This is a genomic window from Kitasatospora humi (assembly GCF_020907985.1).
GTDB lineage: Bacteria > Actinomycetota > Actinomycetes > Streptomycetales > Streptomycetaceae > Kitasatospora > Kitasatospora humi.
On the sequence record NZ_JAJJPA010000003.1, the window covers coordinates 171,836 to 191,803 of the forward strand.

Annotated in this window: 23 protein-coding genes; 8 read left to right on the forward strand and 15 right to left on the reverse strand. The window is 71.2% G+C overall.

Translation table 11 applies throughout. From position 1 onward, the window contains the following. Positions 1–126 precede the first annotated feature (126 nt). From LN042_RS04880 to LN042_RS04900, 5 genes are all read right to left on the reverse strand, one after another. Positions 127–750, reverse strand: coding sequence for a GOLPH3/VPS74 family protein (locus LN042_RS04880; RefSeq protein ID WP_230048735.1), 624 nt, complete (start codon positions 748–750; stop codon positions 127–129). Between the two features lie 14 nt (positions 751–764). Then, complete coding sequence (locus LN042_RS04885; protein ID WP_230048736.1) at positions 765–1,037, reverse strand: type II toxin-antitoxin system antitoxin; 273 nt, start codon at positions 1,035–1,037, stop codon at positions 765–767. A gap of 12 nt (positions 1,038–1,049) precedes the next feature. Further along, positions 1,050–1,991: an SPFH domain-containing protein gene (locus LN042_RS04890; protein WP_372495675.1), complete on the reverse strand. Its 942-nt coding sequence runs from the start codon at positions 1,989–1,991 to the stop codon at positions 1,050–1,052. Between the two features lie 194 nt (positions 1,992–2,185). Beyond that, positions 2,186–2,989 (reverse strand): putative protein N(5)-glutamine methyltransferase, encoded by an 804-nt coding sequence (locus LN042_RS04895; RefSeq protein WP_230048738.1) that lies wholly within the window; start codon positions 2,987–2,989, stop codon positions 2,186–2,188. Positions 2,990–3,369: 380 nt separating this feature from the next. Then, positions 3,370–4,638, reverse strand: a complete 1,269-nt coding sequence (locus LN042_RS04900) for an MFS transporter (protein ID WP_230048740.1) — start codon at positions 4,636–4,638, stop codon at positions 3,370–3,372. An 82-nt stretch (positions 4,639–4,720) separates the two neighbouring features. Between LN042_RS04900 and LN042_RS04905 the strand changes: the two genes are divergently transcribed. After that, positions 4,721–5,068 carry an ArsR/SmtB family transcription factor gene (locus LN042_RS04905; RefSeq protein ID WP_230048742.1) on the forward strand — a complete coding sequence of 116 codons (348 nt, stop codon included), beginning with the start codon at positions 4,721–4,723 and terminating at the stop codon, positions 5,066–5,068. 104 nt (positions 5,069–5,172) lie between these two features. Here LN042_RS04905 and LN042_RS04910 read toward each other — a convergent pair whose 3' ends face one another. Together LN042_RS04910 and LN042_RS04915 are read right to left on the reverse strand one after the other, a co-directional pair. Then, complete coding sequence (locus LN042_RS04910) at positions 5,173–6,000, reverse strand: alpha/beta fold hydrolase (protein ID WP_230048744.1); 828 nt, start codon at positions 5,998–6,000, stop codon at positions 5,173–5,175. A 129-nt stretch (positions 6,001–6,129) separates the two neighbouring features. Continuing rightward, positions 6,130–6,528, reverse strand: a complete 399-nt coding sequence (locus LN042_RS04915) for a VOC family protein (RefSeq protein ID WP_230048746.1) — start codon at positions 6,526–6,528, stop codon at positions 6,130–6,132. Between the two features lie 93 nt (positions 6,529–6,621). On the opposite strand from LN042_RS04915, the gene LN042_RS04920 reads away from it, so the two are divergent. Beyond that, positions 6,622–7,635 carry a helix-turn-helix transcriptional regulator gene (locus tag LN042_RS04920; protein ID WP_230048748.1) on the forward strand — a complete coding sequence of 338 codons (1,014 nt, stop codon included), beginning with the start codon at positions 6,622–6,624 and terminating at the stop codon, positions 7,633–7,635. An 86-nt stretch (positions 7,636–7,721) separates the two neighbouring features. On the opposite strand, the gene LN042_RS04925 is transcribed toward LN042_RS04920, so the two are convergent. From LN042_RS04925 to LN042_RS04935, 3 genes are read right to left on the reverse strand one after another with little or no spacing between them, the layout of a single operon-like run. Next, positions 7,722–7,898: a DUF397 domain-containing protein gene (locus LN042_RS04925; protein WP_230048750.1), complete on the reverse strand. Its 177-nt coding sequence runs from the start codon at positions 7,896–7,898 to the stop codon at positions 7,722–7,724. Between the two features lie 17 nt (positions 7,899–7,915). After that, the gene (locus LN042_RS04930; protein ID WP_230048751.1) at positions 7,916–8,101 is read right to left on the reverse strand and encodes a DUF397 domain-containing protein; all 186 of its coding nucleotides are present in this window, start codon (positions 8,099–8,101) and stop codon (positions 7,916–7,918) included. Further along, positions 8,098–8,973, reverse strand: coding sequence for a helix-turn-helix domain-containing protein (locus tag LN042_RS04935; RefSeq protein ID WP_230048753.1), 876 nt, complete (start codon positions 8,971–8,973; stop codon positions 8,098–8,100). The genes LN042_RS04930 and LN042_RS04935 overlap by 4 nt, the downstream gene beginning before the upstream one ends. A gap of 137 nt (positions 8,974–9,110) precedes the next feature. Between LN042_RS04935 and LN042_RS04940 the strand changes: the two genes are divergently transcribed. From LN042_RS04940 to LN042_RS04955, 4 genes are all read left to right on the forward strand, one after another. Continuing rightward, positions 9,111–9,569, forward strand: a complete 459-nt coding sequence (locus LN042_RS04940; protein ID WP_230048755.1) for an ATP-binding protein — start codon at positions 9,111–9,113, stop codon at positions 9,567–9,569. Positions 9,570–10,164: 595 nt separating this feature from the next. Next, a complete protein-coding gene (gene ltrA, locus LN042_RS04945) occupies positions 10,165–11,532 on the forward strand; it encodes a group II intron reverse transcriptase/maturase (RefSeq protein ID WP_249800614.1) in 1,368 nt (455 codons plus the stop codon). A gap of 107 nt (positions 11,533–11,639) precedes the next feature. Continuing rightward, complete coding sequence (locus LN042_RS04950) at positions 11,640–12,224, forward strand: helix-turn-helix domain-containing protein (protein ID WP_230048759.1); 585 nt, start codon at positions 11,640–11,642, stop codon at positions 12,222–12,224. 41 nt (positions 12,225–12,265) lie between these two features. Continuing rightward, positions 12,266–13,627: an MFS transporter gene (locus LN042_RS04955; RefSeq protein WP_230049018.1), complete on the forward strand. Its 1,362-nt coding sequence runs from the start codon at positions 12,266–12,268 to the stop codon at positions 13,625–13,627. A 139-nt stretch (positions 13,628–13,766) separates the two neighbouring features. On the opposite strand, the gene LN042_RS04960 is transcribed toward LN042_RS04955, so the two are convergent. The 3 genes from LN042_RS04960 to LN042_RS37610 all read right to left on the reverse strand — a co-directional run bounded on the left by LN042_RS04960 (position 13,767) and on the right by LN042_RS37610 (position 16,387). Further along, positions 13,767–14,726: a phosphatidylinositol-specific phospholipase C gene (locus tag LN042_RS04960; RefSeq protein ID WP_230048761.1), complete on the reverse strand. Its 960-nt coding sequence runs from the start codon at positions 14,724–14,726 to the stop codon at positions 13,767–13,769. A gap of 235 nt (positions 14,727–14,961) precedes the next feature. Further along, complete coding sequence (locus tag LN042_RS04965) at positions 14,962–15,636, reverse strand: hypothetical protein (protein ID WP_230048762.1); 675 nt, start codon at positions 15,634–15,636, stop codon at positions 14,962–14,964. Between the two features lie 19 nt (positions 15,637–15,655). After that, positions 15,656–16,387, reverse strand: coding sequence for an alpha/beta fold hydrolase (locus LN042_RS37610; RefSeq protein WP_308191764.1), 732 nt, complete (start codon positions 16,385–16,387; stop codon positions 15,656–15,658). 885 nt (positions 16,388–17,272) lie between these two features. On the opposite strand from LN042_RS37610, the gene LN042_RS04975 reads away from it, so the two are divergent. Next, a complete protein-coding gene (locus LN042_RS04975; RefSeq protein WP_230048764.1) occupies positions 17,273–17,689 on the forward strand; it encodes a TIGR03618 family F420-dependent PPOX class oxidoreductase in 417 nt (138 codons plus the stop codon). Between the two features lie 7 nt (positions 17,690–17,696). Here LN042_RS04975 and LN042_RS04980 read toward each other — a convergent pair whose 3' ends face one another. Next, on the reverse strand, positions 17,697–18,020 hold the full coding sequence (locus tag LN042_RS04980) for a hypothetical protein (protein ID WP_230048766.1): 324 nt from the start codon (positions 18,018–18,020) through the stop codon (positions 17,697–17,699). 334 nt (positions 18,021–18,354) lie between these two features. Between LN042_RS04980 and LN042_RS04985 the strand changes: the two genes are divergently transcribed. Continuing rightward, entirely contained in the window at positions 18,355–18,888 is a 534-nt protein-coding gene (locus LN042_RS04985; protein WP_249800615.1) for a methylated-DNA--[protein]-cysteine S-methyltransferase, read from the forward strand. A gap of 160 nt (positions 18,889–19,048) precedes the next feature. Here the strand turns inward: LN042_RS04985 and LN042_RS04990 are convergent, their stop codons facing one another. Beyond that, positions 19,049–19,951, reverse strand: coding sequence for an LLM class flavin-dependent oxidoreductase (locus tag LN042_RS04990; RefSeq protein ID WP_230048768.1), 903 nt, complete (start codon positions 19,949–19,951; stop codon positions 19,049–19,051). Positions 19,952–19,968 lie beyond the last annotated feature (17 nt).

The following is a 19,968-nucleotide window of genomic DNA, read 5'->3' on the forward strand; positions in this document are numbered from 1 at the left end:
GTTCTTCCTGCGGGCCGTGGCCACCAGGAACTAGCAGCACTGAAAGGCGAGTTGACGCTCTTGCGTCAACTCGTCTCGGTGCTTCGACGGTTCACACGACGTCAGTTCCGTCGAAGCCGCGCCGGTTCAACTCGCAGTTCTCCTGGAGCCGATCGCCCGGCGCAATGCCCTCGGCACCGGCCCGCACAGGTCGGTGAGTTCGGCGATCCTGGCCTTCTCCTCGCGCCACTGCCGACGGCTCAGCACCACGGTGAGCTCGCCCGCACGGGCCAGTGCCACCAGTGCCGCGTCCGCGGCCTCGACCCGGCTGATCGGATCGCACAGCGCCGCCGACACGGCGGCGGTCAGCCGCTCGCGGACCCGCGGGTCGCGCGGCTCGATCCGCACCGAGCGGAACAGCCCCAGCACCCGGCGCTCCTCCAGGCGCACCACGCCCTGGTCGGCGAGGCTGCCGCGGACCTCGCGCACGGTCGGCCGGCGCCGGCCGATCCAGCGCTGCCAGGAGCACGGTCGGCTCCGGGCGATCAGCTCCAGCAGCTCGGCGAGCAGCGGGTCAAGGTCGGCGTGAGCCGGCGCGACGGCCACCGGCCTGCCCCGGTCGTCGCGGACCAGGCCGAGCCGCAGCAGGTCGGCCAGGCCCGCCGCGCGCAGCAGCAGGTCCAGGTTGGAGCGGCTGGTCAGCCGGCCCTTGTCGGGGTCGTAGGCGAGCAGGAACAGCTTGCCCTGCAGGGTGTCGGGTACGCGGATCATGAGGATTCCCCCTCCTACTCCTCGGCGTCGGAGCTGCCGCTGCCGGAGTCGGTGCCGCCGGAGTCGGTGCTCTCGCTGCCGGAGCCGGTGCTCTCCTTGGTGGGCCGGCCGCGCTTGGGCAGCCGGCCCACGCCACCGGGCATCCGGCCGCCTTCGGTCAGGGCCCGGCGCAACAGGAACTCGATCTGGGCGTTGGTGCTGCGCAGTTCGTCCGAGGCCCAGCGGGCCAGTGCGTCGTGGACCGCCGGGTCCAGGCGCAACAGGATCTTCTTCCGCTCGGTCGCCACCTGCGCATTCTCCTACTGGTACAGGGAACCGGTGTTCACCACCGGCTGAGTGCCGCGGTCGCCGCACAGCACCACCAGCAGGTTGCTCACCATGGCCGCCTTGCGCTCCTCGTCCAACTCGACCACGTCACGCTCGGCCAGCCGGTCCAAGGCGGCTTCCACCATGCCGACCGCACCCTCGACGATCAGCTTGCGGGCCGCGACCACCGCGCCGGCCTGCTGGCGCTGCAGCATCACCTGGGCGACTTCGGGGGCGTAGGCGAGGCGGGTGATCCGGGACTCGATGACCTTGACGCCGGCCGACGCCACCCGGGTGCCGATCTCCTCGGAGAGCCGCGCGGTGATCTCGTCGGCGCTGTCCCGCAGTGACAGCTGGCCGGGCTCGTGCGAGTCGTACGGGTAGCTGTTGGCGATGTGCCGGACGGCGGTCTCGGTCTGGATGCCGACGAACTTCACGAAGTCGTCCACCTCGAAGACGGCCTTGGCGGTGTCCTCGACCTGCCAGACCACCACGGCGGCCATCTGGATCGGGTTGCCGTCGGCGTCGTTGACCTTGGCGGTCTCGGTCTCGTGGTTGCGGATCCGGGTGGAGATCCGGCGGCGCGAGGTGAGCGGGTTGACCCAGGTCAGGCCGTCGGCCCGGATGGTGCCCCGGTAGCGGCCGAACAACATGACCACCTGGGCCACGCCGGGGGCGACCACGGTGAGGCCGGCCCACAGCAGCAGGCCGGTGACGGCCAGCAGCGGGCCGACGCAGACCAGCGCGATGCCCGGCGCGCTGCCGTGGTGCGCGGCCAGCTCGGCAATCCCGACGATGGTGAGCGCGACGCCGCCGAGCACCGAGAGCAGGCAGACTCCGAGCATCGGCAGGCCGGCGCGGCCGGTTACCAGCCGCTCGGTGACCTTGGGGGTGGGCATCTGGGGCGTCGCGGTGGGGTGTTGCTGAGCGGCCATCGGACCGGCTCCTCTCGAATCCTCCGTTGAGTCCGTAATCACAGACCTAGCAAAGTGATATCACTTTACGTCCGGCGGTGGAAGGGGGGCCGGTCATGGGCGCACGGGGGGACGGCGTTTCCGGGCGGGTGACGTCACGGGGGGCGTTCATGAGCGGGGTGGCGTTCACGGGCGGGTGGTGTCCCCCGTGGCGTTCACCGGCGGGTGGCGTCGCGGGTGGCGATCACCACGGTTGCGTCCAGCTCCTCGTCCGCGACCACCCGGGCGGCGAGGCCGGCGCCACGCGCCACCGACAGCGCGGCCGGCAGCTGGCGCTCGCTGGTCTCGAACAGCAACGTGCCACCGGGCGCCAGCCAACCCGGTGCCTCGGCGACCATCCGGCGCAGCACGGCCAGCCCGTCCGGGCCGCCGTCCAGCGCCACCCGGGCCTCGTGTTCGCGGGCCTCGGCGGGCAGCAGGGCCAGCCGGTCCGTCGGCACATAGGGCACATTGGCGATCAGCAGCTCCACCGCGCCGCGCAGCCCGGTCGGCAGCGGATCGAACAGGTCGCCGGTCCACACCGCGCCGCGGTCCGCCAGGTTGCGGGCGGCGCAGGCGGTCGCGGCCGGATCGATGTCCGCCGCGTGCAGCTCCAGGTCGACGGCGGCGGCCAGCACCGCGCCGAGCGCCCCCGAACCGCAGCACAGGTCGACGGTCCGGAACCCGGTGCGGACCAGCCCGAGCGCCTGCCGGGCCAGGAACTCGGTGCGCCGCCGGGGCACGAACACCCCGGCGTCCACCGCGATCCGCAGACCGCAGAAGTCGGCCCAGCCGACGATGTGTTCGATCGGGTGCCCGGCCGCCCGGCGGTCGACCATGCGGGCCAGTTCGGCATCGGAGCGGGCGGCGGCGAGCAGCAGCTCCGCCTCCTCCTCGGCGAAGACGCAGCCGGCGGTGCGCAGCGTCGCGGCGACGGCGGGGATGGTGGCGGAGCGAACGGAGTCGGGCAGAGCGGTCATGGGAGAGCCTTCCGGGGATCCGAAGGGTACTCTCGCGGCTCAGCTCGACGAACGGCGACCGCGCGGGGTGAGTACCCGGACAACAGCAGCGTTGATGGGTCTCACCTCCTCGGTCGGGCCCCGCGATCGGCGGAGCGGCAGCGGCCCTCGGCGGGCCAACCGGGCAGAACCGTACCAGAAGGTCGGCTCGGCACAAGCCCGTTGGCGGTCCCACCCGAGTACGCGGCGTTTCGGTGGGCGCAGGTGCGGAGCCTGGTGGTGTGGTGGGGCAGGCGCACGGACGTGGTGGCGGCCCGGTCGGGGCTCGCGCGGATCGGGCCGTGCGGCCCGGCGGCGGGTGCGGCTCGGTTTCGGGCTCGGCCGGTCGTTCGGGTGCGGGCTCAGTTTCGGGCTCGGCCGGCCGTTCGGGTGCGGGCTCGGGCGAGGGTGAGCAGCAGCACCAGGCACAGTACGGCGGCGGTGCAGGCGAAGTACTGCACGGCGGCGAGGAGCCCGGTGAACGCGGCCAGGAAGCCGACGCCGACGACGGGTAGGCCGACGCCGAGGTAGAGGATCACGTAGAAGCTGGAGAGCACGTCGGCCCGGCGTTCGGCGGGGGCGGCCTGGTTGACGGCGGTGAGGCCGCCGAGGAAGGCCAACCCCTGGCCGACGCCCGCGACGACGGTGGCGGTGAGCAGCAGGGGCAGCGAGGAGAGGCCGCCCGCGAGGGCGAGCAGCAGCAACCCGCTTGCCAGCAGTGGCAGTCCGATGAGCTCCAGGGTGCGGACCGGCCTTCCGTAGCAGAGGAGTTGGGTGATCGCCGAGCAGGCCAGCAGCAGTGCCACGGCGGCACCGCCCAGGAGCAGGTTCCTGCTGCCGGAGAGGGTGGCGACATAGGTGGGGATCATGGTGAGGAAGAGCCCGACCACGGCGAAGGCGAGGAAGCCGGTCGTCCCGCTGCTGGCGAACAACGTCCGCATGGCAGCGGGGATTTCGGGGCGGCGGGGGCGCCAGCGGGTACGCGCGTCCGGTGCCGGGAGGGTGGCGATCGCTACCGCGGCCGGCACCAGCAGCGCGATCTCGAGCGCGAAGGGCAGCACCTGCGGCTCGGGGGCGTACTGGGCGAGCAGGCCGGCCAGGACCGGCCCGAGTCCCAGGCCTGCCACGGACGTTGCGGTCGACACCAGGGCCGCCTTGCGCCGGTCGCCGGCCGGTTCGAGTTCGGTCAGCGCGGCGGTCAGCGGCCCGGAAGCCGCGCCGACCGCGAGGCCCTGGAGGATCCGGGCGGCGAACAGCCATGCCGTGCTGGTGGCGAGGGCGAAGCCCAGCGAGCCCAGCGCGGCCACGGCGACGGCCGGCAGCAGCACGGCGCGGTGCCCGAGCGCGTCCGCGAGTGGGCCGGCCAGCAGGAGCGAGGGGATCAGTACGGCCACGTAGGCGGCGAAGATCAGTGTGACGACCAGGGGCGAGAAGCCGAACCGCGCCGCATAGCCGCGGTACAGGGGGGTCGGCAGGTTGGTGCCGGTGAGCAGGATCAGCAGTACGTAGCCGGTGGACCAGAAGCGTAAGGCTGAACGCGGGTCCTTCTGCGCGGAGTTGGTCTTCCCGCTCGAAGGGTCGTGGTGCGGCGGCCGGCTGCGGTGTGCGGCGGTGGGGTGATCGAGGGGCATGGGCGCTCCCAGTAGACATGTTCGAGTCTGCCGAACATAGCATGTGTTCGGACATCCTGAACATGCTGGATATGCTGGGACCATGGCCAGCCGTACCGCGACCGAACTCGTCCACCCCGACCGCGACCAACTGCGGTTCACCGCCGTGCTGGCCGCCCTCAGTGACCCGGTCCGGCTGGCCATCGTGGCCCGCCTGGCCGATGCCGAGCGCGAAGGCGGCGCCCTGGCCTGCACCACGTTCGCGCTGCCGGTCAGCAAGTCGACCCAGAGCGGCCACTTCAAGGTGCTGCGCGAGGCCGGCGTGATCCGCCAACACGACGAGGGCACCCGGAGGTTGAACCGCCTGCGCCGCGACGACCTGGATGCCCGCTTCCCCGGCCTGCTCGACCTCGCCGTCCCGCAGGGGCGCGAGGTGATCGCCGGCTGGTGAGGGGAAGCTTCACCACTTGCGCAAGCGTTTTCGTGGAGTGCGTGATGTTGGTCCGCCCCGAGGGCAGGAACCAGCAGGTTCGCGGAGGTTCGGGCAGCGGCTTGTCAGTGCGGTCCGCGACCAGGGACGGTCGGGGCGGCGTGGGCGAACGCCACCAGGTCGGCGTTGAGCTGTCGCCGGTGCGACAGGTGGAGCATGTGGGAGGCGTGCCGGTAGACCACGAGCCTGCTGCCGGGGATCAGCTCCGCCGAGCGGCGGCCGCAGGCTTCCAAGGGGGCGAAGGCGTCGCTGTCGCCGTGGATGACCAGCGCCGGGAGCCTGATCCGGCGCAGCTCGGCCCGGAAGTCGGCCGCCGTGTTGGCGGCGGTGCAGTCGACCGCCGCCTTGAGCGACACGCCCATCCAGTCCTGAATGGTCCGGTCCTTCTCCACCTGCGGTATCGAACAGCCGGGCAGCCCGTCACCGAAGGACAGTCGGGCGTTCTCCGCCACCCACTGGCCGTAGCCGACCCGAAGCCGGTCGAGCAGCGCTGCCGCCACGGTGGGCTCGACATCCAGGTGCGGGACTGTCGAACCCACCAGCGCGATGCGGGAGATGCGTTGGTCACCGTGCCTGCTGAGGTACCGCACCACCTCGCCGCCGCCCATCGAGTGCCCGATCAGGGTGACGTCGGTGAGGTCCAACGCCTCCAGCAGGGCGGCCAGGTCGTCGGCAAGGGTGTCGAACTCGTACCCGGTGCCGGGGTCGTCGGAGCGCCCGTGGCCTCGGCGGTCGTAGGCGATCGTGCGGTGACCGTGTTCAACCAGGTGTTGCATCTGGTGCTGCCACATTTGACTGCTCATCAGCATGCTGTGGATGAATACGACCGGTCGTCCGGTGCCCCAGTCCCGGTAGAACAGCTGTGTGCCGTCGGGGGTACGGATGGTCGGCATGATCGGCGTCCCTTCTTCTGACGGCCGGGGTGGCCGCTGACGCAACGATCCGCGGTGCCGCCGTGGAAGGGTCAAGTCCGGTTGCCGGTGGAACTCTCCCACGGCGGGAGAGTTCGCCTCTCGTCTCCGTCAGCGGGCGAACTTCTCGATGGCCGCAGGGGTGACGGGGGTGAAGAAATTGACGAGGTTGCCGTCCGGGTCGCGGACCAGGAGCGACCGGTTGCCCCAGGGCATCGTGGTGGGCTCGGTCACGAAGTCGGTGACGAAATCGGCCAGCTGCCGGTACACGCCGTCCACGTCGGCGACGAGGAATTCGATGATCACGCTGCTGTTGTCGGCCGGACGGGCCGAACCGGGCGCGAACAGCGCCACGGTGCGGGTGCTGCCGATCGCCAGGGTCGCGCGGGCGGTCCGCAGGTCGGCGAAGTCCTCGGTGGACCAGTCCGCCCGCACTCCGGTGGCCCGCTCGTAGAAGTCGACGAGGCGCGCGACATCGCTGGTGATGATCCGCATCGAAACGAGGTTCATGGTGCTCTCCTCAGGTTGCTGGAGCCGTTGCACCTCGCACGCTAGGACAGATAGTGGACAGAATCGGTCCGGTATCAGAGCTAGGCTCGTGACATGGGCCGACCTACCAGCCGCGTGCTCACCCTCCTGGAACTCCTGCAGTCGGGTGGCGTCAGAACGGTGGCCGAACTCGCCGACCGGCTCGGCGTCGACGGGCGCACCGTGCGGCGGTACGTGGACCACCTGGTCGACCTCGACATCCCCGTCGAGGCGGTCCGTGGCCGCTACGGCGGCTACCGGCTCGCCCCCGGGTACCGCCTGCCGCCGCTCATGCTCAACGACGACGAGGCGCTCGCCGTGCTGCTCGGCCTCGTCGCCGGCCGCAGGACAGGGCTGCTGACGGCGACGGAGACCGCGGGCGAGACGGCGGCGGCCAAGATCCGCCGGGTCCTGCCCGAGCGTCTCGCCCGCCGGCTCGACGCCGTCATGGAGACCCTCGCCTTCACGGCACCGCCGGGCGAGTCGGCCACGCCGGAGACAGGGGTCCTGCTCACGGTCGCCGATGCGGTACGCCATCGCCGCCCGCTCTCGATCAGGTACACCGCCCGAGACGGCCGACGCAGCGAACGCACGCTGCACCCGTACGGGATCGTCACCCATTCCGGCCGGTGGTACGTCACGGGCTCCGATCCCGAGATCGGCCAGGACCGGACCTTCCGGCTCGACCGCATCGCGGACGCGCGGAGCTTGCCGGGCTCATTCGAGCCGCCCACCGGACTCGACCCGGCACAGCGCGTCCTGTCGGGGCTCGCCGAGGCCGCGTACCGGCACGAAGTGACCCTGCGGATCCACGGGACGGTCGAACAGATCCGCGCCCGACTGCCTGCCAGCATCGCGAGCGTGACGGAGCCGGAGCCTGCGGAAGGCACGGATCCGCACGCCGAGCGCTGGCTCCACGTCGAATTGAGAGCAGAACGGCTCGACTGGTTGCCTCCTGTACTCGCCTCGCTCGACCGGCCGTTCGTCATCGAGCGACCGGACGAACTCCGAGACCTCGTCATCGCGCTCGCCGACCGGCTCGCCACCTCTGCCCGCCGGCACCATCAAGGGCCACCCGGGCCGAGCTGAACCTGGAGCGGTGCGGCTCGGGGGTGCCTACGGGGTGACCCGTCGGGCCGGTCGCCCCGGACAACTGGCAACCGGCCGGGCGGGGTTCAGTGGCGGGTGGCGAGTTGGAGGAAGGCGGACCAGGCGGCGGGGGTGAGGGTGAGGGCGGGGCCGTGCTGGTCTTTGGAGTCGCGGACGTGGATGGTGGTGGGGGTCTTTGCGATCTCCACGCACTGGCCACCCTCGGCGCTGCTGTGGCTGCTCTTGAACCAGGTGAGTTCCACGGGCCTGCTCCTGAGGGTCAGTGGCGGGTGGCGAGTTGGAGGAAGGCGGACCAGGCGGCGGGGGTGAGGGTGAGGGCGGGGCCGTGCTGGTCTTTGGAGTCGCGGACGTGGATGGTGGTGGGGGTCTTGGCGACCTCCACGCACTCGCCGCCCTCGGCGCTGCTGTGGCTGCTCTTGAACCAGGCGAGTTCCGTGGCGTTCATCGTTCTCCCAGGATCCTTAGAATCAGAGTCGCGGACTCGGACGGAGTGAGCGCCTGAGCCCGGAGGAGGCCGTACTGTGAGGCCAGGATACGGACCTCCTCCGTCACCGTGCAGAGACGACTGATGTTCTGCACCTCCAGGTAGCCGACCTGCGGCCGGCCCTTCGGGGTGAGGAGGGTGAACGGTCCGCTCATGCCCGCGTGTTCGGTGCGGTCCATCGGCATGACCTGAATCGACACGTTGCGCTGGCGGCCGACGCGGATCAGCTGTTCAAGTTGCCCGTGGTGTACGTCCCAGCCGCCGAGCGGCCGCCGCACGACGGCCTCCTCGATGATCCAGCTGAAGTCGGGGAGCGGCCACTTGTCCAGGATCGCCTGGCGGGCCAGTCGGGCCATCACCCGCTCCTCGATGATCTGTTCGGCCAGCAGCGGCCGACGCATGTAGTGCAGCGCCCGCGCGTGCTGCTCGGTCTGGAGGAGGCCGGGGATGAAGTGAGTGCTGTACCCGTGCAGCTCCACTGCCTCCGACTCCAGGCGAACGAAGTCCCGGAACCATGCCGGATGCTTCACCCGGGCCCGCGACTTCGCCGCCTCCAAGTCGGGCTTCAGCGCCAGCAGCAGCCCGCCGGCGTCCAGCACCTTGTCCACGACCTCCAGCATGTCGGGGTGCAGGGTGCGCCGGCCGCGCTCCAGTGAGGAGACCTGGTCCTCGCCGTAGCCGATCAGCTGGCCGAACTCGCGCTGCGTCAAGCCCTTGCGCTCGCGCAGCAGTTTGATCATCTTGCCGATGGCGCGGAAGAAGTCGGCCGCACCCTCGTGGTCTTCCGGCGCCTCCGGGCGCCTTTCCTCGTCCTGCTCAGCAATCGTCATCATGACCACCGCCCCTGACGCACGATCAATTCGGTTACGACCGCCCACCCGGACAAGCCCGCACAGCGCACTCGTACGCTTACGGTGAGTACCGGTAGTCGCCCTGGTCAGCGTACGCGCAAGTCGCCACGCTGAATGACATGACGACTGATTTCACTCTTGCGGAGCAGCCCGACCCTGTGTCCCGGGTCTGGTGGCACCTCCCGGCCACCCCGCTCGGCGCTCGGCGGGCCAGGCTGCACGCCGTCCAACAGGTGTGCGCGTGGGGCTGGAAGCCCGACTCGCACATGGTCGAGCGCGTCACGCTGATCGTTGCCGAGCTCGCGTCGAACGCCATCACGCACGGACGCCGTCGCGGATTCGGGTTCCAACTCCGGCTTTCCCTCGATCCGTTCGCCGGTCTGCCGAAGCTCCTGCGGATCGAGGTGACCGACCCGCGGGGTGAGCGCCTGCCGCGGCAGCAGGCGGGCGAGGCGTCGGCTGACGCCGAGTCGGGGCGCGGTCTGCTGATCGTGGACGCCCTCGCCGACCGCTGGGGCACGGAGCCCTACCCGCCGTCCGGCAAGACGCTCTGGTGCGAGCTGGACCTCGGGGGTTGAGGGCCCGCTGCGGTGCCCGGTGGCCCGGCCGGCCAGACCGATCAGGAATGGAGAAGCACCGGTCGCCGAGCCGCAACTAGCGTGGCGCCATGTTGCGTCCTGAAAGCTGGTCCAGGCTCGCGGGTGGGAGTCCCGTCCGGGTAGACACCGGAGTGCCCGGTAGCAGGTCCCGGTTCGTCGTGGAGACGCGGCGGGCTGAGCGGGATGTCAAGAGCCTCTTCGGAGGGAGCAAGCACGCGGGCCGTAGCGTCAAGCGAACCTTGCAGCCTCGTCACACGTACAGCGGAGAAGCCGAGCCCGTCATGCCGGGGCGAAGGCCACGTCCCAGGGGCCCTGTTCCGGGGTCAGCCCTTGGGGTTCTCCCGGGGTACGGAGGGCGGCACGTGTGCACAGTCTGGGCCGGAACAGGAGAGACCCGTCTGACCACGCCTTTCGTCGGGCAAGAGACCGGACGTATAAGCCGATGGTGAAGTCGTCCGGAGGGCAGCGGGAGTCCGATGGGGTCGTAGTACCGCTGATCGGTGTGCAACACAACGCGCCAGGAGGGAAGGGCCCCAACTTTGATCACGCTCGTGGCGGAGGTAAGCGCGAGGGCATGGCCGGAGAGAGTCCGGTCAACTACCCCGGCGGGGGAGACTCCGTCGTAGTGGACGGACGTGCGTCCGTCCTGAAAGTGCGACAACTTCAACGCGCGCTATGGACTGCGGCCAAGCAGTCGCCGGAGCGGCGTTTCCACGCCCTGTACGACCGTGTCCACAGGGGTGACGTCCTGTGGGAGGCGTGGGAGCGGGTCCGGGCCAACAGAGGGAGCGCTGGGGTGGATCGGGTCACCCTGGAGTTCGTGGAGAACCGGTACGGGGTTGGCCGGATGCTCGGCGAACTCCAGCAGGCTCTCCGCTCAGGCACGTATCGTCCCGCGCCGGCCAGGCGCGTGGACATCCCGAAACCACAGGGTGGCAAGCGGCCGCTGGGCATTCCCACGGTGCGCGACAGGGTGGCCCAGCAGGCGGCGAAGATCGTCCTGGAGTCGGTGTTCGAGGCGGATTTCCTGCCGTCCTCGTACGGGTACCGGCCCAGGCGGTCGGCGTTGCAGGCGATGGAGCGTCTTCGGACGGGCTTCATCGAGGGCCGCTGTGTCGTCGTGGAGTTCGACATCCGCAACTTCTTCGGCGAGATCGACCACGGTCGCCTCCTCGCGGAAGTCGGTCGGCGGGTGTCGGACCGCAGGGTGCTCAAGCTGCTGCGGTTGTGGCTTCAGGCGGGTGTGATGGTGGACGGGGAGGTTCGGCGGACGGTCGCCGGGACTCCGCAGGGCGGGGTGATCTCACCTCTGCTGGCCAACATCTACCTGCACGTCCTGGACGCCGAGCTTGCTCGGCGAGGTGTCGGTGAGCTGGTCCGGTACGCGGACGATGGTGTCGTTCTGTGTCGGTCGGTGGCCAATGCCCAGGTGGCCTTGGCGGCGGTCGGGGAGATCCTCGGCTCGTTGGGGCTGGAGCTTCATCCGGATAAGACGAAGGTGGTCGACCTCAGAGAGGGCCGGGAAGGACTCGACTTCCTCGGCTGCCACTTCAGAGCCCGCTTCTCGGGCCGGATGTGGGAGAAGTACCGTAAGCGGCGCTTCTACCTGCATCGCTGGCCGTCACAGGCGGCGATGAAGCGACTCCGGGAGAAGGTCCACGACAGGACCGACCGCCGCCGGTCGGGATGGGATATCCGTGACGTGATCGCGGAGTTGAATCCGATCCTGCGCGGCTGGGGCGCCTACTTCCGAACCGGGAACGCCGCCCGGAAGTTCAGACAGGTCGATGCCTACGTGGTGTGGCGGCTTCGCAGCCTCATGGTGAAGAAGCGGGGTCGCAACCTGCGTGCAGGGCAGGCCGCGGTCTGGACGGAAGAGTGGTTCAACGGGCACGGCCTGCACCGCCTGCGGGGCACCATCCGCTATCCGAAGACCGCGTAACCATGTCAAGAAGATCATCGGTAAGCCGTGTGCGGGAAAACCGCACGCACGGATTGAAAGGGGACGGAGGAACCGGGCCCGACAGGGCACCGCGCCTCCAACTACCAATGAGCGAATCCCCCTCCCACGTCGTCCTGGACGCCAAGGGCCTGCGAGCCCTCGCCCACCCGGTCCGGGTCCAACTGCTCGGCCTGCTGCGCCGGCACGGCGCCTCCACCGCCACCAAGCTGGCCACCGGGCTCGGACTCACCTCCGGCGCGACCAGCTACCACCTGCGCCGGCTCGCCGCCGCCGGTTTCGTCATCGAGGACACCGAGCGCGGCAACGCGCGCGAGCGCTGGTGGCGGGCCGTGCACCTGATGACCAGCCTCAACGAACTCGAACTGGCGAACAGCGAGGCCGGCCAGGCGTACCTCCAGTCCGTGGTCGCCGCCCTCAGCCGACGGGTCCAACGCGTCGTCAACGAGCTGCCGACGATGGCCGATCCATGGCGGGACACCTTCGACCTCAGCGACTGGTCGCTGCGCCTGACGCCCGAGGAGGCGCACCAGCTGAACGCCGAACTGGTCGCGGTGGTCCGTCGCTACCGCCGCGACCTGCCCGACACCGCCGAGGCTGCGCCGGCCGGCACCGCGCGCATCGGCCTGATCATCCAACAGATCCCGGAGCTTCCGGACGGGGACCAGGAGTGAAGTCGTCGGCCTGGATACCGGGTCCGCTGACCCGGCTGCTCATGGCCAACGGTGTCTCCTTACTGGGCACCCGGGTCGCCGCCATCGCCCTGCCGTGGTTCGTCCTGGTCACCACCGGCAGCGCGGCCCGCACCGGCCTGGTCGCCGCCTGCGAGTTGACGCCGTACGTGGTCTCCAAGGCGCTGAGTGGGCCGCTGGTCGATCGGTTGGGGGCCCGCAGGACCTCGGTCGCCGCCGACCTGTTCAGTGCCGTCGCCGCCGGTCTGGTGCCGCTGCTGCACGCAGCGGGTCTGCTCTCCTTCCCGCTGCTGCTGGTGATCACCGCGGTGCTGGGCACCATGCGCGGACCGGGCGACCTCGCCAAGTACGTGATGGTGCCGGAACTCGCCGAGCGTGCCGGGCAACCGCTGGAACGGGCCAGCGGGATGGTCTCGGTGGCGGAACGGCTGGCCCAGGGCGCCCTCGGGCCGGCGGTCGGCGGCCTGCTGGTGACGCTCTGCGGGCCGATGACCGCGGTGCTGGTGAACGCGGGTTCCTTCGTGGTGGTCGCGGCGGCCGTCGGCCTCGGCCTGCCGCAGGGCAGCGGCGCGCCCGCTGGATCGGGCGTACCCGCTGGGTCGGCCGAGTCCGTGACGGAAGCCGGCGCGACCGGCGGCCAGGCACCAGAGGTCGGCTACTGGCGGCAGTTCGGCGAGGGGCTGGCCTTCCTGCGCTCCGATGGCCTGCTGCTCGCCCTCACGGCCATGGTCGCCTTGACCAATCTGCTGGACGCGGCGTTCAGTTCGGTGCTGCTGCCGGTCTGGGTCGAGCGGTCGGACCACGGCGCGAGCGTGCTCGGCCTGCTGTTCGCGGTGAGCGGTTTCGCCGGCGTGGGCGGCAGCCTGATCGCCGCGGCCGCCGCCCACAAGCTGCCGCGCCGACCGGTCTTCTTCCTCGCCTTCCTGTTCGCCGGAGCACCCCGGTTCGTCGCGCCGGCCCTCGGGCTGCCGCTGCCGGCGGTCGTGCTGGTCTTCCTCTGCAACGGCTTCTCCGCCGGTTTCCTCAACCCGATCCTGGGCGCGATCGAGTACGAGCGGATCCCGCGTCACATGCTCGGCCGCGTGGGCGCGATCGGTGACGCGGTCAGCTGGGCCGGTGTTCCGCTGGGCGGGATCCTCGGCGGGGTCGTGGTGGGCGCCGTCGGCCTGGTGCCGGCGCTGCTGATCGGCGGCACCGCCTACGCACTGGTCACCAACCTGACCGGCCTGCGGCCCGAGTGGCGCGCCATGAACCGCAGATCCGACGAATCCCGGACGGTGGAGGCGTCGGGGACCGCAGGAGCCTCAGGCGCCCCCGAAAGGCCGGAGGTGGCGGAGGTCTCTGCGACCCCGGGGACGTCAGAAGTGCCCTGGGACCTCAGGTGATGCACGGCCTCGCCACTCAGTTCCGGCATGGCGACGACCTGATCCATCCACCCTGACCTGATCCATTCACCCTGATCGCGCCTGCCGCGCGGCGCGCCCGCCGCGCGGCAGCCACGAGCGAGCCTTGCGAACGCGCGAGTCAGACACCGAAGTTGAGGCCGTACCAGGCGGCCGGGGAGGTCGCGGTGACGAAGTCCATCGGGACGACGCCCAGTGCCGGGCGGCTGCCGTGGTCCAGCCCCGGCAGGTAGCCGGAGAGCTCGGAGTTCATCGCGTCGGCGGCCTGCTGCGGCCACAGGCCCCAGCCGGAGGACGAGGTGAAGGTGATGAAGAGCCGCTGCGGATCGGTGGCGGCTCCGGCCGCGTTCAGATGGGCTTGGACTTCGGGCCACTTGCGGGAGTAGAAGTCGAAGATGGTGCCGATGTCGTAGTCGTCCTCCAGGTCCGTCAGCGGACCGTTCCAGCCGATGCCCGGCAGGCCGCCGTTGTCCGCGAGCAGCACCACCCGGCCGCGCACCTCGCCCAGGGCGGGGATCCGGTCCTCCATCCAGAACAGGCCTGGCCAGCGACTGAGGTAGGTGTCGAAGACGGCCGCGAAGTCCGCGTCGGAGACCGTGGAGTACTCCTGCTTGACCCGCATCAGCACGGTCTCACCGGGGTGTTGGGCGAGGAATGCCTGGCAGTCGTTGAGGATGTCGCCGAAGAAGACGTTCTGGAAGAACTGCGAGTGGTGGATCGCGAAGACGCCGTTGATCGCCCGGCAGCGCATGTCCAGGAAGCGGATCCCGGCGCCGAGTTGGTCGGGCACGGACAGGTTCTGGCACTGGACGAGCGGGCCGCCGTAGAGCGCGCAGGTCTCATGGGTGCCGGGCAGGGTCAGCCGGGCCAGTGGTGAGCTGTCGGGCAGCGCGGCCAGCCAGTCGGCACCGCCGGGCAACGATGCGGCGCGGGCGGTGCTGAGGGCGCCGAGCCCGGCCAGCGCACCCGCTGCGCCGAGCACGACCGCGGAGCGGGTGAAGTCGCGCCGACTCAGTTGAGGTCCGGTCAGGTCCATGAAGGAACTCCCTTGGTAGCCGTGCGGGTTCGCCGATACTGGCATGCACATTATTGGGGGAGTGGGGCCCTGCGCACAGAGGGCGGTACGGGCTGACGGAGAGAGCGTCGGCTGCCGGCTACTGGTGAGCCGCCGCATCACGATCAGCCCCACCCGATCCGCCTGGCTCTACGGCTGCTCGGTCAGGCTGCCACCCAACCGTGCAGCACGGCATCGACACGGTGATGAGTGCCACGCCCTGCCCCGGACCGACCGGGTTCGGGGCGGTTCAGGGACCGGTTCAGGAGCCGGTCGGCGCGGTGCCGGCGTGCTGGACCACCGGCAGGGCTGCCTTCGCGTAGTCGGCCATCCGGTCGAAGACCGAGGTGAGAAGCTGGTCCGTGAGCGGGGTGGTGCTGGAGACGTCCACCTGCACCGTGAGCCACAGGTTGCTCTGCCGCACCACCAGCGTGAGCGTCTCGACGGTCGGCATGGACACCTTGTTGATGAAGCGGAACGCTTCGGTTCCCACGCCTGGCACCGGGGTTGTGGCGGCGTCCTTCGCGAGCTCGTCCCGGTCCGTGCCCTGCTCGGTCGGGAGCTCCGTCTTCGAGGTGTCGACGTCGTGCCAGAATGTCAGCTTGGTCTCGACCGTGCCTCCTGGCTTCGAGTAGTCGGGCGTTCCGTTCATCTGGTGGCCGACGTCCTGTCGGCAGTCGACCGTCTGCTCCGTGTCCGTGGCGGAGGTTGTGTTGCCGATGGTGTTCGTATCGGTCGGCGCTCCCAGGGGGTCGGCGAAGGATGCATAGCTCAGGAGTTTGCAGGTTGCGGTGAGCCCTGCGGGGACGCGGAACGCCCCGGGCCCGGAGGAGTCGGCGACGTCCGCCGACCCGGTCGACTTCGCGCTGTCGCACGCGGTGGCGGTACCGGCGAAGAGCAGTGCCACGGCCAGCGCGGCGAGCTGACGTCTCATCATGGCGGCAGCGTAACGGCGATCACCGACGGGCGGCGGGGCGTTTCCGTGACACCGTGACAGGCTGCCCTGCTCCGCTACTGCTTGGAGTTCGCTGAGTACGGCTCCCAGGGTCGGCTGCGCCGCGCCACCGGGGCGGCACCGTTGAAGGCACTGGACCAAACGTGCGCGACAGGGTGCCCCGCCCGGAGGCGTGCCGAACTGCCCGTGCACGCCTCGGCCGAGGAACTCCTGCGGGTGCAGCACGCACAGCAGTTGGACCGGCAGCTCGACCTGTGCGGTCGGGCCGTCGCCGACCAGGAGACCGGCAGAACGGCGGCTGCCTCGCGGGAGGGGAACGGGCAGGGCCAGAGGCGAGCCAATCGCTCAGCTCTGACTGGACGTTGGGGCTCGCCGCGGCTGCCCCGGCCTCGATCGGGATGAGCGCGTCGACTCGCTCGGGGTGGGTGGCGGCGGTGAGCATGGCGGTGTGGCCACCAAGTGACTGGCCGACCAGTACGGCCTCGCGCAGGTCAAGCGCCTCCAGAACCGTCGCCGTGTCGGCGACGTACGCGGCGCGCGAGACGTCGCCGGGCCGGCGTTCGTCGATCGCGACCACGCGGTGACGGGGGCACAGCCGTGCCGTGCGGGCGTCCCACTCGCCGGCGTGCCCGGCCGGACCGGGCAGCAGAACGACGGGCCGGCCCGTGCCGTCCGTGTCGCGACAGGAGAGGCGGACGCTCCCGCGGATCACGGTGTGTTCGGCCCGGGTCATGTGTGCGGCTCCGTACGTACGTGTCGGTGGGTCCCGGACGGTCGATCGGGGGAAGGCTACAGCCGGCCCCTGGTGCGGGGCCGGTGACTTGCAGGACACCGCAGCCGCGCTGACCACGAGGACCACGAGGACCACGAGGACCACGAGCCGATCCGGCGGGTTCCACCCCGGCTTCGGCGCGGAGGAAGGCGCAGGCGCGCTGGAAGGCGGCGACACGCGCGAGGCCGCCGATCCTCAGGCGGCCGCCGGTGCCTGGCTGAGTGAGCGGTTTTCGCCCGCGGCACGCCTTCGGCGGGTTCTGCTGCTGACCGGGATGCCCCTCCCGGGGCAAAGGGGGGAGGCTCCCGCCTCCGGCGCGGTGGGCCCCGGCTCGCAATTGCCACCCGGCAAAGTGGGCCCGTTCGGCCTTGGTGCGGGGCAGGAGCGCGAGTAACCTGGAAGGTGGCCTGCAGGGCGAGCGAGGGAGTTCGACCGGATGGGCCCCGGGTGATGGGCGGAGGCTCCGCGCGGGGCTGTTTGTCGGCGGTCGGGCTGAGAGGCTGAAAGGTCTGTGAGACCGGAAGGCGACCTCCAACACCTGATCCGGACAATGCCGGCGAAGGGAGCCCACCTTGCAGGTTGTGCCGTGCGCAAAGCCCGTCCACGCCGGCACGGGGGTGGCAGGGGCCGCCGGGAGAACACGGCGGCGGTAGCCGCTGCGACGGTCACCTTGTGCCTGGGCCGAACGGCCCACCTGATGAGAGCCGGCCGGGCTCAGTGCGGCCGATCCGGGCGCTGCGCTGGGCGCCGACGACCTGCCCGCGCCGCCCGCGATCGTTCCGGGAGTGGGGCTCGGTGAACCAGGGGGCGGTACGAGCACCGTCAACGGCTGGCTAGGGTGAGCGCATGAACGCCGCCGCACTGTCTCCCGAGTTCCTGGCCTTCTGGGTCGAGCGCCACCTCTGCACCCTGACCACCCTGCGGCCCGACGGCACCCCGCACGTGGTTCCGGTGGGCGCCACCTTCGACCCGCAGACCGGGACCGCCCGGGTGATCACCAGCGCGGGCAGCCGCAAGGCGCGCAATGTGGCGGCGGCCGGCCCGGAAGGGGCCAGGGTGGCGCTCTGCCAGGTGGACGGCGGGCGGTGGGCCACCCTGGAGGGGCGGGCGTTGCTGCGGACCGAACCGGCCGCGGTGGCCGACGCGGAGGAGCGTTACACCCGCCGCTACCGCACGCCGAGGCCGAACCCCGAGCGGGTCGTGATCGAGATCCGGGTGACCCGCACCCTCGGGCGCGGTGTCAGCCCGCGAGCGGGCGACTGACCGGCCGTCAACAGCCGGTGGTGACCCGGCGCAGCGCCTGCAGTACGGCCGGCTCGATCCCCAGCACCCGGGCGCGGAGCAGCACAGGGTGCGCTCGCAGCGCGGCGCCGGCCCGTTCGTACTCCGCCCAGCGGCGGTCGAACTCGCGCTGCTCCGCGTCCTCCCAGGTGCAGCGCTGGACCGCCTGGTGCGGAGCGGGGAACGCGGCCCGGCGGCGGTCCCGCACGGCCAGTGCGTAGTCGCCCACCGCCCGGTCGGCGCACAGCAGTTGCTGCTGGAGCGCGATGAGGTCGTCGGGCAGGGAGAGCGGCAGGGCGGTCGCGGTGGGCACGGTGGAGACGCTAGACGGCGGGTGTGACAACCGGGAGCTGCGGTGCTGAGGCCGTGTCGTGGGTCCGCCCGGTCACGGCCCGGGCATCACAGCCCGGCTGGGGAAGGCGCAGCTGCCGGCTGGCATCGCGGCGATCGCACTCCCGTGCGAGCCGGAGTCTTCTCGCGAGACCACTGCCGCGGCGACGGCGCCGAGCCCGACCAGGGCCCGACCAGAACGCCAGGTCCGAAATCCGCCGGTCCCGGCCTTCCGGAGGCGGCACAGTGGAGAGGTAGCAGAATCAGCAGGGAAAGAGAGGCAGACCGCTGTGGGCAGCACCGTTCAATCGAGCACGATGACGAGCACGGGGATGGGCGGCATCGTCCACACCACCGTCGACAGCCCGCTCGGGCCGCTGCTGCTGGTCGGCGAGCGGGACGCCGCCGCCCCGGGTGGTGTCGCGCTGCGTTCGCTCTCGATGTCCGGGCAGAAGCGCGCCGCCGTCCTCCAGGACGGCTGGGTGGACGAACCGGCGGCCTTCGCCGGGATCGCCGAGCAGCTGCGCGGCTACTTCGCGGGTGAGCTGACCGACTTCACCATCGAATTGCGGGCCGCGGGCACGGAGTTCCAGCGGCGGGTCTGGCAGGCCCTCGACGCCATTCCGTACGGCGCCACCACCACCTATGGACGGCTCGCCGAGCGGATCGGGGCACCGCGCGCGGCGGTGCGGGCGGTCGGTGCCGCGATCGGGGCCAACCCGCTGCTGCTCGTGCGGCCGTGCCACCGGGTGGTCGGCGCGAACGGCGCCCTCACCGGCTACGCGGGCGGGCTGGAGCGCAAGGAGTTCCTGCTTGCGCGCGAGGGCGCCGTGCCGCAGCCGCTCGGTTGATCACGTTGCGCGGGTGGGGAGGGCGATCGGCCCGCACCCGCTCGGCTGGTCACGGTGCGCGGGTGGGGAAGCCGGTCGCAGCGCACCTGCTCGGCTGATCACGGTGCGCGGCTGGGGAGGGCGATCGCCCCGCACCCGCGCACCGTGCGCAGTGGTGGCGCTACTCCGTCGGCTCGACGCCGCGCAGCCGGCTCAGCAGCTCGGCGGCCACCCAGTCCAGGGCGTCGTTCAGCTGCCGTGCGTCCAGCGGCATCCAGAGCGAGACCAGCGACAGGCCTGCGGTGCCGAGCCGGCCGAGCGCATCGACCAGCTGTGCCGTGCTCGCGCCGGGCCCGCCCAGTGGCTCACCGGGCAGTGGCACCGAAGGCTCGAACCCCGGCGGCACCAGGAAGCACACCGAGGAGAGCATCAGATCCCCCGGATCCCGGTCGAGCTGCTCGCCGTGGGCAGCCAGCCGCCGCCGCACCTCGTGCACCTGCTCCGGCGTGCTCACCCCACCGTGCCAGCCGTCACCGAACCGCAGCGCCCGCCGCAGTGCGGCGTCACTGTGCCCGCCGACCCAGATCTCCGGTCCGCCCTTGGCACGCGGCGCCGTCGCAGGCACCGCCTTGGCCAGCGTGGTGAACCGACCCTCGAAGTCGACCGGCACACCGTTCCAGAGCGCCCGCAGCACGGCCAGTGCCTCGTCGGTGCGGGCGCCGCGCTGCCGTACGTCGAGCCCGAGAGCGGCGAACTCCGCCGGATCCCAGCCGGTGCCGACACCGAGCGCGAACCGTCCGCCGGAGAGCACGTCCAGTCCTGCCGCCTGCTGGGCGACCGTGAGCGGGTGCCGGTAGGGCAGCGCCAGGATGCTGGTGGCCAGCCGGATCCGCGAGGTCGCCCCGGCCACCGCCGAGAGCAGGGTCAGCGGGTCGAGCACGGCGCCGCCCTCGCTGTGCAGCACGTGGTCCGACGCCAGCAGGTAGTCGAGGCCGAGCCGTTCGGCCAGCAGCGCGGTCTGCAGGACCAGTCCGCCGGCACCCGTCGGCCAGCGCGGCGGTTCCAGGGAAACTCCCAGCCGCATGGTGAACTGCCACCTCT